General features: G+C 41.0%; 14 protein-coding genes. 13 read left to right on the forward strand and 1 reads right to left on the reverse strand.

Annotation, left to right across the window (positions count from 1 at the left end):
* Window positions 1–114 precede the first annotated feature (114 nt).
* The 13 genes from metA (at window position 115) to whiA (ending at window position 11,129) form a co-directional block, all read left to right on the forward strand.
* Window positions 115–1,059, forward strand: a complete 945-nt coding sequence (metA, locus tag HT691_RS06640; protein WP_023937474.1) for a homoserine O-succinyltransferase — start codon at window positions 115–117, stop codon at window positions 1,057–1,059.
* An 8-nt stretch (window positions 1,060–1,067) separates the two neighbouring features.
* Window positions 1,068–1,745: a DnaD domain-containing protein gene (locus HT691_RS06645; RefSeq protein WP_000221595.1), complete on the forward strand. Its 678-nt coding sequence runs from the start codon at window positions 1,068–1,070 to the stop codon at window positions 1,743–1,745.
* A gap of 97 nt (window positions 1,746–1,842) precedes the next feature.
* The gene (gene tpiA, locus HT691_RS06650) at window positions 1,843–2,601 is read left to right on the forward strand and encodes a triose-phosphate isomerase (protein ID WP_000087893.1); all 759 of its coding nucleotides are present in this window, start codon (window positions 1,843–1,845) and stop codon (window positions 2,599–2,601) included.
* A 37-nt stretch (window positions 2,602–2,638) separates the two neighbouring features.
* Complete coding sequence (lytC, locus tag HT691_RS06655) at window positions 2,639–4,129, forward strand: choline binding-anchored murein hydrolase LytC (protein WP_138701122.1); 1,491 nt, start codon at window positions 2,639–2,641, stop codon at window positions 4,127–4,129.
* A 600-nt stretch (window positions 4,130–4,729) separates the two neighbouring features.
* Entirely contained in the window at window positions 4,730–5,248 is a 519-nt protein-coding gene (locus HT691_RS06660) for a Dps family protein (RefSeq protein ID WP_023934138.1), read from the forward strand.
* Between the two features lie 129 nt (window positions 5,249–5,377).
* Window positions 5,378–5,884 (forward strand): dihydrofolate reductase, encoded by a 507-nt coding sequence (locus HT691_RS06665; protein WP_000162463.1) that lies wholly within the window; start codon window positions 5,378–5,380, stop codon window positions 5,882–5,884.
* The gene (locus HT691_RS06670) at window positions 5,884–6,054 is read left to right on the forward strand and encodes a hypothetical protein (protein ID WP_000442276.1); all 171 of its coding nucleotides are present in this window, start codon (window positions 5,884–5,886) and stop codon (window positions 6,052–6,054) included. The genes HT691_RS06665 and HT691_RS06670 overlap by 1 nt, the downstream gene beginning before the upstream one ends.
* Before the next feature lie 31 nt (window positions 6,055–6,085).
* Window positions 6,086–7,318: an ATP-dependent Clp protease ATP-binding subunit ClpX gene (gene clpX, locus HT691_RS06675; protein WP_000106340.1), complete on the forward strand. Its 1,233-nt coding sequence runs from the start codon at window positions 6,086–6,088 to the stop codon at window positions 7,316–7,318.
* 8 nt (window positions 7,319–7,326) lie between these two features.
* The gene (yihA, locus tag HT691_RS06680; protein WP_000422605.1) at window positions 7,327–7,914 is read left to right on the forward strand and encodes a ribosome biogenesis GTP-binding protein YihA/YsxC; all 588 of its coding nucleotides are present in this window, start codon (window positions 7,327–7,329) and stop codon (window positions 7,912–7,914) included.
* A gap of 10 nt (window positions 7,915–7,924) precedes the next feature.
* Window positions 7,925–8,305 (forward strand): RidA family protein, encoded by a 381-nt coding sequence (locus HT691_RS06685; RefSeq protein WP_001140420.1) that lies wholly within the window; start codon window positions 7,925–7,927, stop codon window positions 8,303–8,305.
* A gap of 51 nt (window positions 8,306–8,356) precedes the next feature.
* Window positions 8,357–9,247 (forward strand): RNase adapter RapZ, encoded by an 891-nt coding sequence (rapZ, locus tag HT691_RS06690; RefSeq protein ID WP_023934136.1) that lies wholly within the window; start codon window positions 8,357–8,359, stop codon window positions 9,245–9,247.
* The gene (locus tag HT691_RS06695; RefSeq protein WP_023934134.1) at window positions 9,244–10,221 is read left to right on the forward strand and encodes a YvcK family protein; all 978 of its coding nucleotides are present in this window, start codon (window positions 9,244–9,246) and stop codon (window positions 10,219–10,221) included. Before rapZ ends, HT691_RS06695 begins: the two co-directional genes overlap by 4 nt.
* Complete coding sequence (gene whiA, locus HT691_RS06700; protein WP_023934132.1) at window positions 10,218–11,129, forward strand: DNA-binding protein WhiA; 912 nt, start codon at window positions 10,218–10,220, stop codon at window positions 11,127–11,129. The genes HT691_RS06695 and whiA overlap by 4 nt, the downstream gene beginning before the upstream one ends.
* Before the next feature lie 87 nt (window positions 11,130–11,216).
* Here whiA and HT691_RS06705 read toward each other — a convergent pair whose 3' ends face one another.
* Window positions 11,217–12,344: a site-specific integrase gene (locus tag HT691_RS06705; RefSeq protein WP_000266849.1), complete on the reverse strand. Its 1,128-nt coding sequence runs from the start codon at window positions 12,342–12,344 to the stop codon at window positions 11,217–11,219.
* Between the last annotated feature and the right edge of the window lie 528 nt (window positions 12,345–12,872).

Raw genomic sequence — 12,872 nt, forward strand, 5'->3', positions numbered from 1 at the left:
CGAAGTCAGTAACATATACGTACGGCAAGGCAACGTTGACGCGGTTTGAAGAGATTCTCGAAGAGTTTCAAACATATGCAATTATTTCTGAAAGAGTACAGTTAGGAGAGGGTTATGCCGATTCGAATTGATAGAAAATTACCAGCTGTTGAGATTTTACGGACAGAGAATATCTTTGTCATGGATGATCAACGTGCGGCCCACCAAGATATCCGTCCTTTGAAGATTTTAATTTTAAATCTCATGCCACAGAAAATGGTCACAGAAACCCAGTTGTTGCGCCATTTGGCTAATACGCCCCTGCAATTGGATATTGATTTTCTCTATATGGAGAGCCATCGTTCTAAAACAACTCGTTCAGAGTACATGGAGACCTTTTATAAAACCTTTCCTGAAGTCAAGGATGAGTATTTTGATGGGATGATTATCACGGGTGCTCCAGTTGAGCATTTACCATTTGAGGAAGTGGACTATTGGGAGGAATTTAGCCAGGTGCTTGAGTGGTCCAAGACCCATGTCTATTCGACCCTTTATATCTGTTGGGGGGCTCAGGCTGGTCTTTATCTGCGTTATGGAGTGGAAAAATACCAGATGGACAGTAAGTTATCGGGTATTTATCCTCAGGACACTTTAAAAGAAGGGCACCTTCTTTTAAGAGGCTTTGACGATAGCTATGTTTCCCCTCATTCTCGGCACACGGAGATTTCTAAGGAAGAGGTCTTAAACAAAACCAATCTCGAGATTTTATCAGAGGGTTCTCAGGTTGGGGTTTCGATTTTGGCTAGTCGTGATTTGCGTGAAATTTATAGTTTTGGGCATTTGGAATATGACCGTGATACCTTGGCAAATGAATATTTCCGAGATCGTGATGCAGGTTTGGATCCTCATATTCCAGAAAATTACTTTAAGGATGATGATGTCAACCAGACACCTTGTCTTTGTTGGTCTTCATCAGCAGCCCTCTTTTTCAGTAACTGGGTGAATTATGCGGTCTATCAGGAGACGCCTTTTGACTGGAGAAAAATAGAAGATGATGCATCTACATTTGGGTATTTATAAGAGGAATTATGACATATTTAGACGCTTTTAAATCAGGGAACTTGGTTTTACCGAGTGCCCTGCTCTTGCATTTTAAGGAACTCTTTCCTTCTAGCGACGATTTTCTGGTTTGGCAATTTTTCTATTTGCAAAATACGACAGGCTTAGAAGAAATGTCGCCAAGCCAGATTGCTGAAAGGATTGGCAAGGAAATTTCGGATGTCAACCAGTCCATTTCCAATCTGACGGAGAGGGGACTTCTCCAGTATCGTACTATCGAATTAAATGGCGAAATCGAATTGCTTTTTGATGCTAGTTTGGCTTTGGAACGTTTGGATGACTTGCTTGGAGCTATTGCTTCGAGTTCAGACCAGTTGATACCTCAAAATCATCTTAAGGATTTGGTGGAAACCTTCCAGCAGGAGTTGGGACGCTTGTTGACGCCTTTTGAGATTGAGGATTTGATGAAGACACTAAAGGAAGATGGAACCAGTGCTGACTTGATTAAGGAAGCTCTTCGTGAAGCTGTTTTGAATGGAAAACCAAACTGGAAGTACATCCAGGCGATTTTGAGAAACTGGCGACATGAAGGTATCAAAAGTGTGGCTCAAATCGAGGCTAAGCGGGCAGAAAGAGAAGCAAGCAATCCTCAGTTGACACAGGTATCGGCAGATTTCAGAAATGCTATGGATCTCTGGAAGGATTAATCCATGTCAGCAGGCTTGAAATCCGAGTAAGATTTGCAAGCTGTGTCTAATTGTGATAAAATAAATAGAAAATAAATTGAAAAAAGAGGTATGTGAAATGTCACGTAAACCATTTATCGCTGGTAACTGGAAAATGAACAAAAATCCAGAAGAAGCTAAAGCATTCGTTGAAGCAGTTGCGTCAAAACTTCCTTCATCAGATCTTGTTGAAGCAGGTATCGCTGCTCCAGCTCTTGATTTGACAACAGTTCTTGCTGCGGCAAAAGGTTCAAACCTTAAAGTTGCTGCTCAAAACTGCTACTTTGAAAATGCAGGTGCCTTCACTGGTGAAACAAGCCCACAAGTTTTGAAAGAAATCGGTACTGACTACGTTGTTATCGGTCACTCAGAACGCCGTGACTACTTCCATGAAACTGACGAAGATATCAACAAAAAAGCAAAAGCAATCTTTGCAAACGGTATGCTTCCAATCATCTGTTGTGGTGAGTCACTTGAAACTTACGAAGCTGGTAAAGCTGCTGAATTTGTAGGTGCTCAAGTATCTGCTGCATTGGCTGGATTGACTGCTGAACAAGTTGCTGCATCAGTTATCGCTTACGAACCAATCTGGGCTATCGGTACTGGTAAATCAGCTTCACAAGACGACGCACAAAAAATGTGTAAAGTTGTTCGTGACGTTGTAGCTGCTGACTTTGGTCAAGAAGTTGCAGACAAAGTTCGTGTTCAATACGGTGGTTCTGTTAAACCTGAGAACGTTGCTTCATACATGGCTTGTCCAGACGTTGACGGTGCCCTTGTAGGTGGTGCGTCACTTGAAGCTGAAAGCTTCTTGGCTTTGCTTGACTTTGTAAAATAATCAGTAAGTAGCAAAAGCTAGGTGGAACAGCATTCAGATGTCTGTTCCATTTTTTATAGGAGAGGAAAGATTGAAAACAAAATTTGTATGTATAGGGCTAGCAAGCCTTTGCTTACTTGGCGTAAGAGTTTCAGGAATTGCGGCAGATGAAACCAGTGGAAGCACAGTTTCAGAAAAATCTAGTCTATCAACAGGAACTTCATCAACTAGTAGCAATGAACAGAGAAACAGTGTCTCTGCCCACTGGGATGGAGATTATTATGTAAAGGCTGATGGTTCTAAAGCTCAAAGTGAATGGATTTTTGATAATAACTACAAAGCTTGGTTTTATCTCAAATCAGACGGTCGTTATGCTCAAAATGAGTGGCAGGGCAATTACTACCTGAAATCAGGTGGCTATATGGCTCAAAACGAGTGGCTTTATGATAATAATTACAAGAGTTGGTTTTATCTCAAGTCAGATGGGGCTTATGCTCATCAAGAATGGCAATTGATTGGAAATAAGTGGTACTACTTCAAGAAGTGGGGTTACATGGCTAAAAGCCAATGGCAAGGAAGTTATTTCTTGAACGGTCAAGGTGCCATGATGCAAAATGAATGGCTTTATGATCCAGCCTATTCTGCTTATTTTTATCTCAAATCCGATGGAACTTATGCTAACCAAGAGTGGCAAAAAGTGGGCGGCAAATGGTACTATTTCAAGAAGTGGGGCTATATGGCTCAGAATGAGTGGCAAGGCAACTACTATTTGACTGGAAGTGGTGCCATGGCGACTGATGAAGTGATTATGGATGGCGCTCGCTATATCTTTGCGGCCTCTGGTGAGCTCAAAGAAAAGAAAGATTTGAATGTCGGCTGGGTTCACAGAGATGGTAAACGCTATTTCTTTAATAATAGAGAAGAACAAGTTGGAACCGAACATGCTAAGAAAGTTATTGATATTAGTGAGCACAATGGCCGTATCAATGATTGGAAAAAGGTTATTGATGAAAATGAAGTAGATGGTGTCATTGTTCGTCTAGGTTATAGCGGTAAAGAAGACAAGGAATTGGTGCATAACATTAAGGAGTTAAACCGTCTGGGAATACCTTATGGCGTCTATCTCTATACCTATGCTGAAAATGAGACTGATGCTGAGAATGATGCTGAACAGACCATTGAACTTCTGAAGAAATACAATATGAACTTGTCTTACCCTATCTACTATGATGTTGAGAACTGGGAGTATGTGAATAAAAGTAAGCGTGCTCCGAATGATACAGGTACTTGGGTTAAGATTATCAACAAGTACATGGAGACGATGAAGCAGGCGGGTTATCAAAATGTGTATGTCTATAGCTATCGTAGTTTATTACAGACGCGTTTAAAACACCCAGATATTTTAAAACATGTAAACTGGGTAGCGGCCTATAACAATGCTTTAGAATGGGAAAACCCTCATTATTCAGGAGAAAAAGGTTGGCAATATACCTCTTCTGAATACATGAAAGGAATCCAAGGGCGCGTAGATGTCAGCGTTTGGTATTAAGCTCTGATTAGAAAGAGGGATGTGATAGTAGCACCCTCTTTTTCTTTGTTTTATGATAGTTTATCCTCGAGTAAATTCAAGAACTTGCTCGGAAATGAATCTTATACTCAATGAAANNAGGTTGTAGATAAGACTGATGAAGTCAGTAACTATATCTACGGCAAGGAGACGTTGACGTGGTTTGAAGAGATTTTCGAAGAGTATTATATAGTAGATTGAATATAGACCAGAACATTGCGGTTGCTAAAACATTTTTAGAAATTCATTTGTCTTTCCTAATCGACTTGGTTACATCTTATTTCAATCTATTATAGTCTTGGGGAATTTCTTCAAACCACATCAGCTTGGTCAGTTCTACCTGCGACCTCAAAACTTGTGCTTTGGTCAAGCTGGGTTTAGTTTCCTAGTTTGCTGATGGATTTCCATTGACTATAAGCATCCAACCCTCTTTTCGTCTTCTAAAGAATTCTTAAATTATCAGTCTATTGCAACTTTTCTCATGTGGGTTATTTTGCTTGCTATTGGTTTTCCTTAGTAGTATACTAAGGTAGTAATCATTAAGAAGTGGTTACATAAAAATAATGAATGAGGTAAAATAAAATGGTAGAATTGAAAAAAGAAGCAGCAAAAGATGTCGCAACATTAACAAAAGCAGCGCCAGTAGCATTGGCAAAAACAAAGGAAGTTTTGAATCAAGCTGTTGCTGATTTGTACGTAGCCCACGTTGCTTTGCATCAAGTGCACTGGTACATGCGTGGACGCGGTTTTATGGTATGGCATCCAAAAATGGATGAGTACATGGATGATCTTGATGGTCATTTAGATGAAATCAGCGAACGATTGATTACACTCGGTGGTAAACCATACTCTACTTTGACAGAATTCCTTCAACACAGCGAAATCGAAGAAGAAGCTGGTGAATACCGTAATGTTGAAGAAAGCTTGGAACGTGTTCTAGCTATTTATCGCTACCTCATCACTCTTTTCCAAAAAGCGTTGGATGTGACTGACGAAGAAGGCGATGATGTTACAAACGATATTTTTGTTGGTGCTAAGGCTGAACTTGAGAAAACAGTTTGGATGCTTGCGGCAGAACTTGGACAAGCACCTGGTTTATAAGAAACAAGGCAACATAGATAAATCTGTAGGAAATTTCTTACAGATTTTTTCTATTTTGTAAGCTATTCCAAACCAGTCTTTTTTTGAGTTTTTTGATAGAATAGTACTATCAGTAAAAAGGATGGAAGCATGACTAAGAAAATCGTAGCTATTTGGGCCCAGGATGAAGAGGGTGTGATTGGTAAGGACAATCGTCTGCCTTGGCATTTGCCAGCAGAACTGCAACACTTCAAAGAAACAACTCTGAATCATGCTATCTTGATGGGACGGGTGACCTTTGATGGGATGGGGCGTCGCTTGCTTCCACAACGGGAGACCTTGATTTTGACGCGTAATCCGGAAGAAAAGATAGATGGGGTGGCTACTTTTCACGATGTCCAGTCTGTTCTGGACTGGTATCAGACTCAAGAAAAGAATCTCTACATTATCGGTGGGAAGCAGATTTTTCAGGCTTTTGAGTCCTATTTGGATGAAGTGATTGTCACTCAAATTCATGCTCAGGTGGAGGGAGATACCTATTTTCCTGAAGAGTTTGACTTGTCTCTTTTTGAGACAGTTTCAAGCAAATTTTACGCCAAAGATGAGAAAAATCCTTATGATTTTACCATCCAATACCGCAAGAGAAAGGAAGTCTAATGGAACGGAGTTTATTTGGTTTATTCACGGCTTTTCTGTGTTTCATCTGCCTTCTGGCAGGAGCACAGGCTTTTCGTAAAAAGCGTTACGGGCTTTCTATCCTCCTTTGGTTAAATGCCTTTACCAATCTGGTCAATAGTATTCATGCTTTTTACATGACCTTATTTTAGATAGAATGACAGTATAGAATGGAAGGAAATCATGTCTACAAATAGAAAAAATGATATGATGGTTTATTGCTCATTTTGTGGCAAAAACCAAGAAGAAGTACAAAAAATAATCGCTGGCAACAATGCTTTTATTTGTAATGAATGCGTGGAGCTAGCTCAAGAAATTATTCGAGAAGAATTGGTTGAGGAAGTCTTGGCAGACTTGTCTGAGGTGCCAAAACCAATTGAACTCCTCCATATCTTGAACCACTATGTAATCGGTCAAGATCGTGCCAAGCGTGCCTTGGCAGTGGCGGTTTACAACCACTACAAACGTATCAATTTCCACGATACGCGTGAGGAGTCAGAAGATGTGGATTTGCAGAAGTCAAACATTTTGATGATTGGCCCAACTGGTTCAGGGAAAACTTTCCTTGCCCAGACCTTGGCTAAGAGCTTGAATGTGCCTTTTGCGATTGCGGATGCGACAGCTCTGACTGAGGCTGGTTATGTGGGTGAGGACGTGGAAAATATTCTCCTTAAACTCTTGCAGGCTGCTGACTTTAATATCGAGCGTGCAGAGCGTGGGATTATCTACGTGGATGAAATTGACAAGATTGCCAAGAAGAGCGAGAACGTATCGATCACACGGGATGTTTCTGGTGAAGGGGTGCAACAAGCCCTTCTCAAGATTATCGAGGGAACTGTTGCTAGCGTGCCGCCTCAAGGTGGACGCAAACATCCGCAACAAGAAATGATTCAAGTGGATACTAAAAATATCCTCTTCATCGTGGGTGGTGCCTTTGATGGTATTGAAGAAATTGTCAAACAACGTCTGGGTGAAAAGGTTATCGGCTTTGGTCAAAATAATAAAGCAATTGATGAAAACAGCTCTTACATGCAAGAAATCATCGCAGAAGATATTCAAAAATTCGGTATTATTCCAGAGTTGATTGGACGCTTGCCTGTCTTTGCAGCCCTTGAGCAATTAACGATTGATGACTTGGTTCGTATCTTGAAAGAGCCAAGAAATGCCTTGGTCAAACAATATCAAACCTTGTTATCTTATGATGATGTCGAGTTGGAATTTGACGACGAAGCTCTTCAAGAGATTGCCAATAAGGCCATCGAACGGAAGACAGGGGCGCGTGGTCTTCGCTCCATCATCGAAGAAACCATGCTAGATGTCATGTTTGAAGTACCGAGTCAGGAAAATGTGAAATTGGTTCGCATCACAAAAGAAGCTGTCGATGGAACGGATAAACCAATCCTAGAAACAGCCTAGAGGTGACTATGGAACTGAATACACACAATGCTGAAATCTTGCTCAGTGCGGCTAACAAGTCCCACTATCCGCAGGATGAACTGCCAGAGATTGCCCTAGCAGGGCGTTCAAATGTTGGTAAGTCTAGCTTTATCAATACTATGCTGAACCGTAAGAATCTAGCCCGAACATCAGGTAAACCTGGTAAAACCCAGCTTCTTAACTTCTTTAACATTGACGACAAGATGCGCTTTGTGGATGTTCCTGGCTATGGTTATGCCCGTGTTTCCAAAAAGGAACGTGAAAAGTGGGGGCGCATGATTGAAGAGTATCTAACGACTCGGGAAAATCTCCGTGCGGTAGTCAGTTTAGTTGACCTTCGTCATGACCCGTCAGCAGATGATGTGCAGATGTACGAATTTCTCAAGTATTACGAGATTCCGGTTATCATCGTTGCGACCAAGGCGGACAAGATTCCTCGTGGTAAATGGAACAAGCACGAATCAGCAATCAAAAAGAAATTAAACTTTGACCCAAGTGACGACTTCATCCTCTTTTCATCTGTCAGCAAGGCAGGAATGGATGAGGCTTGGGACGCAATCTTAGAAAAATTGTGAGGAAAAGAAAATGGCAAAAACAATTCATACAGACAAGGCTCCAAAGGCTATCGGACCCTATGTTCAAGGAAAAATCGTTGGCAACCTTTTGTTTGCTAGTGGTCAAGTTCCTCTCTCTCCTGAAACTGGGGAAATCGTTGGAGAAACGATTCAAGAACAGACAGAACAGGTCTTGAAAAACATCGGTGCTATTTTGGCAGAAGCAGGAACTGACTTTGACCATGTTGTCAAAACAACTTGCTTTTTGAGCGATATGAACGACTTTGTTCCTTTTAACGAGGTTTACCAAACGGCCTTTAAAGAGGAATTCCCAGCTCGTTCAGCAGTAGAGGTAGCTCGTCTTCCTCGTGATGTAAAAGTCGAAATCGAAGTCATCGCAGAGATTGGATAAGCTAGTTGAAGTTTGGTGTTGCCAAACTTCTTTTGATATAAGGAGAAAAAGATGACAAAGAAACAACTTCACTTGGTGATTGTGACAGGAATGAGTGGTGCAGGCAAAACTGTAGCCATTCAGTCCTTTGAGGATTTGGGTTATTTTACTATTGATAATATGCCGCCAGCTCTCTTGCCTAAGTTTTTGCAGTTGGTGGAAACAAAGGAAGACGATCCTAAGTTGGCCTTGGTAGTGGATATGCGTAGCCGTTCTTTCTTCTCGGAGATTCAAACTGTTTTGGATGAGTTGGAAAACAAGGAAGAACTGGACTTTAAAATTCTCTTTTTGGATGCAGCTGATAAGGAATTGGTCGCGCGTTACAAGGAAACCAGACGGAGTCACCCACTAGCTGCAGATGGTCGGATTTTGGATGGAATCAAGCTGGAACGTGAGCTCTTGGCGCCTTTGAAAAATATGAGCCAAAATGTGGTGGATACGACTGAACTCACTCCACGTGAGCTGCGCAAAACCCTTGCAGAGCAGTTTTCAGATCAAGAGCAAGCCCAGTCTTTCCGTATCGAAGTCATGTCTTTCGGCTTTAAATATGGAATCCCGATTGATGCAGATTTGGTCTTTGATGTCCGATTCTTGCCCAATCCCTACTACCTACCAGAACTGAGAAACCAAACGGGTGTAGATGAACCAGTGTATGACTATGTCATGAATCATCCTGAGTCCGAAGACTTTTATCAACATTTGTTGGCCTTGATTGAGCCGATTTTGCCAAGTTACCAAAAGGAAGGGAAGTCTGTTTTGACTATTGCTATGGGATGTACGGGTGGGCAACACCGTAGTGTGGCCTTTGCTAAACGCTTGGTGCAGGACTTATCCAAGAATTGGCCTGTCAATGAAGGGCATCGCGACAAAGACCGAAGAAAGGAAACGGTAAACCGTTCATGAGAAAACCAAAGATAACGGTGATTGGTGGAGGTACTGGGATTCCTGTCATTCTTAAGAGTCTGCGGGAAAAAGATGTGGAAATCGCTGCTATCGTAACGGTGGCGGATGATGGTGGTTCATCAGGTGAACTCAGAAAAAATATGCAACAATTGACACCGCCAGGTGATCTTCGCAATGTCCTTGTAGCCATGTCAGATATGCCTAAGTTTTATGAGAAGGTCTTTCAGTATCGTTTTTCTGAGGATGCGGGAGCCTTTGCGGGCCATCCGCTGGGAAATCTCATTATCGCTGGCCTGTCAGAAATGCAGGGTTCAACCTATAATGCCATGCAGTTACTGAGCAAGTTTTTCCATACAACTGGGAAAATTTATCCTTCCAGTGACCATCCTTTGACTCTGCACGCAGTCTTCCAGGATGGAACAGAAGTGGCTGGAGAGAGCCATATTGCAGACCATCCAGGCATGATTGACCATGTTTATGTAACCAATACCCTCAACGATGATACGCCTCTGGCTAGCCGTCGAGTGGTGCAGACCATTCTTGAAAGTGACATGATTGTCCTTGGACCTGGTTCCCTCTTTACCTCGATTTTACCTAATATCGTGATTAAGGAAATAGGTCAGGCGCTTTTGGCAACCAAGGCAGAAATCGCCTATGTCTGCAATATCATGACCCAACGTGGGGAGACGGAACACTTTACAGATAGTGACCACGTAGAGGTCCTGCATCGTCACCTTGGTCGCCCTTTTATCGATACTGTCTTGGTGAATATCGAAAAAGTTCCTCAGGAATACATGAATTCTAACCGTTTTGATGAATACTTGGTCCAGGTGGAACATGATTTTGCTGGTCTTTGTAAGCAAGTTCCGCGTGTGATTTCATCCAACTTCCTTCGTCTGGAAAATGGGGGTGCCTTTCACGATGGAGATTTGATCGTGGATGAGTTGATGCGGATTATACAGGTGAGAAAATGAGTTTCACAGTAGCAGTAAAAGAAGAAATCCTAGGTCAGCACCATATAAGCCGACATGAATTATCTGCCATTATCAAGATGTCTGGTAGCATCGGTCTCTCGACCTCGGGCCTGACCTTGTCTGTCGTGACAGAAAATGCCAAACTGGCTCGTCACCTCTATGAGTCCTTTCTCCATTTCTATGAAATCAAATCAGAAATCCGACACCACCAGAGGAGTAATCTTCGTAAGAATCGGGTCTATACTGTCTTTACTGATGAAAAGGTGCAGGACTTGTTAAGTGATTTGCACTTGGCTGACTCTTTCTTTGGTTTGGAAACAGGTATTGATGAGGCGATTTTATCGGATGAGGAAGCAGGTCGTGCCTATCTCTGTGGTGCCTTCTTGGCAAATGGCAGCATTCGTGACCCTGAGTCAGGTAAGTACCAGTTGGAAATCAGTTCTGTTTATCTGGACCACGCGCAAGGGATTGCCTCCCTTCTCCAGCAGTTTTTACTGGATGCCAAGGTACTTGAGCGCAAAAAGGGTGCTGTGACCTATCTCCAGCGTGCCGAAGATATTATGGACTTCTTGATAGTCATCGGAGCCATGCAGGCGCGTGATGATTTTGAGCGGGTTAAGATTTTACGAGAAACCCGTAACGACCTCAATCGGGCCAATAATGCCGAGACAGCTAATATTGCTCGGACAGTTTCTGCCAGCATGAAGACTATCAACAATATCAGCAAAATCAAAGATATTATGGGCTTAGAAAATTTGCCAGTAGATTTGCAGGAAGTAGCGCAGTTGCGGATTCAGCACCCAGACTACTCTATCCAGCAGTTAGCAGATAGCCTCAGCAATCCCCTTACAAAAAGTGGTGTCAATCACAGACTCAGAAAGATAAATAAATTAGCCGATGAATTATAACGATATAAAGCAACCCCTTGAATTATCAATATCTTCAAGGGGTTTTGTTGTGTTATGAAATCAAAAAGGGGCAACCAAGGGGCAGAATTAAAAAATAGTATCTAATTTATTGACCAGTTTATCCTCCATATCCTCAGTAGTATGAGAATAGATTTCCAAAGTCATCTTTGCATTTGAGTGTCCAACTCGATCCATTATTGATTTTATTGGAAGGCCAGACTCTGCTAAAAACGAAATATGAGAATGCCTAAAAATATGGCTAGATAAGTTTTTTTCTATTTTAGCCTGTTTTCCATATTTTTTTAATATCTGTATGAAGCAAGCTATTGTTGTAGGTTGATTCCATTTTTCAAAACAGAAAATATAATCATCGCTTGACAATGGCTGGAAACGTTCGCTAAGTCGTACTATTTGTCTTTGAATAGCTTCTATGACACTCTCTGATACTTTGATTGTCCGTATTGAATTTGTAGTCTTTGGTAGCGTCTTGATTTTGTTTACTGAATCAAAATTACCTGTGATCTCAATTTTGTTGTTTTCGAAGTCTATATTCTTCAGTTGTAAGGCAGTTAACTCACCATATCTCATACCAGTTAATGCCAGCACAAGAACCATATCAGCGTACTTTTGGTGATATTCTCGACGATTAAGGACATCGACAAGTGCTTTTATTTCTTGCATGGTGAGAAAGTTGTTACGTTTTTTTTCCAGTTCTTCTAAAGTCTTTGGTTTTTGAGGAATCGTAGTATAATCGACCTCGTTATTTTCAATGTAAGAGTATTGAACGGCGTAATTAAAGATACCTCTGAGCCTATGCCGTACTTTTTTAGCTGTAATATATCCGTTGCTTTCAATAATTTTTTCAATAGCCTCTTGAAGAAAACGCCTGTCAAGATTAGCAAGTATGGTATCGGATGGTATGACTTCCTTCATCTTCTTATCAACTGATTTACAATTATGTTTTGTTGATTCCTTTACTGTTTGCGCCCATGATTTATAGAAAAGGTTATAGATTTCTTCAAATGTAATGCTTTCTACTTGTTTTGTGCTGAGTTTTTTATTTATCTTCTCTTGCAACAAGATAGCAGATTGATTTCTTGCCTGGGGAGTTTTCTTCTCCATCGTGACTGAAACTTTTTTTAATTTCTCAGTATATGGATCTTTATATCGCTCAAAAAATTTGTATTTTCCGTTGGGAAGTTCTTCCATCCACATTGTATTTACCTCACTTTTTTGATAAAATGGGTATAGTAAAGAGGGCTTTTAATGCCTTTTACTATACTGGATATCCTCACACTCAGAGTCGCCAAACTTTGCGAGTGTGGGGATTTTTTTGAGTTGTTTCCAAAATGGAAACAGTTGGCAGCTCGTCAGATAATAAAATAAGGTGTACCTCTTAGAAGTACACCAGACGATTTTATCCTTGACGAACAAGGCTTTTTTACATTCTTAGTGTATTTCTTTTTTTAATTTCTGTCAAACGTCAACTTATTTTAACGACTTATGTTTACTAGAATATGAAAAGAAAAGTAGTCGTATCAAATACGGCTACCATCACGTTATGGATCTAAAATCCAAACCTAAACTTTATGGAGCTAAACTCCTGATAGCTGTATTGTAATATAATTTTCAAAAAATATCAATTTTGCACAATAGACCTATGGGATGAGGTTGCTATTGGCGAATATGGGGGTGTTTTTGTTTATTTCAAGTATTTATAACTCAAAAAGGGAAGTAACAATT

Source organism: Streptococcus sp. 477 (assembly GCF_013277295.1).
Classification (GTDB): Bacteria; Bacillota; Bacilli; order Lactobacillales; family Streptococcaceae; genus Streptococcus; species Streptococcus pseudopneumoniae.

Excerpts from the sequence above, each read along its gene's own strand:
- metA (WP_023937474.1), top strand. The coding sequence starts at position 115 with ATGCCGATTCGAATTGATAGAAAATTACCAGCTGTTGAGATTTTACGG.
- HT691_RS06645 (WP_000221595.1), top strand. The coding sequence starts at position 1,068 with ATGACATATTTAGACGCTTTTAAATCAGGGAACTTGGTTTTACCGAGT.
- tpiA (WP_000087893.1), top strand. The coding sequence starts at position 1,843 with ATGTCACGTAAACCATTTATCGCTGGTAACTGGAAAATGAACAAAAAT.
- lytC (WP_138701122.1), top strand. The coding sequence starts at position 2,639 with ATGTCTGTTCCATTTTTTATAGGAGAGGAAAGATTGAAAACAAAATTT.
- HT691_RS06660 (WP_023934138.1), top strand. The coding sequence starts at position 4,730 with ATGGTAGAATTGAAAAAAGAAGCAGCAAAAGATGTCGCAACATTAACA.
- HT691_RS06665 (WP_000162463.1), top strand. The coding sequence starts at position 5,378 with ATGACTAAGAAAATCGTAGCTATTTGGGCCCAGGATGAAGAGGGTGTG.
- HT691_RS06670 (WP_000442276.1), top strand. The coding sequence starts at position 5,884 with ATGGAACGGAGTTTATTTGGTTTATTCACGGCTTTTCTGTGTTTCATC.
- clpX (WP_000106340.1), top strand. The coding sequence starts at position 6,086 with ATGTCTACAAATAGAAAAAATGATATGATGGTTTATTGCTCATTTTGT.
- yihA (WP_000422605.1), top strand. The coding sequence starts at position 7,327 with ATGGAACTGAATACACACAATGCTGAAATCTTGCTCAGTGCGGCTAAC.
- HT691_RS06685 (WP_001140420.1), top strand. The coding sequence starts at position 7,925 with ATGGCAAAAACAATTCATACAGACAAGGCTCCAAAGGCTATCGGACCC.
- rapZ (WP_023934136.1), top strand. The coding sequence starts at position 8,357 with ATGACAAAGAAACAACTTCACTTGGTGATTGTGACAGGAATGAGTGGT.
- HT691_RS06695 (WP_023934134.1), top strand. The coding sequence starts at position 9,244 with ATGAGAAAACCAAAGATAACGGTGATTGGTGGAGGTACTGGGATTCCT.
- whiA (WP_023934132.1), top strand. The coding sequence starts at position 10,218 with ATGAGTTTCACAGTAGCAGTAAAAGAAGAAATCCTAGGTCAGCACCAT.
- HT691_RS06705 (WP_000266849.1), bottom strand. The coding sequence starts at position 12,344 with ATGTGGATGGAAGAACTTCCCAACGGAAAATACAAATTTTTTGAGCGA.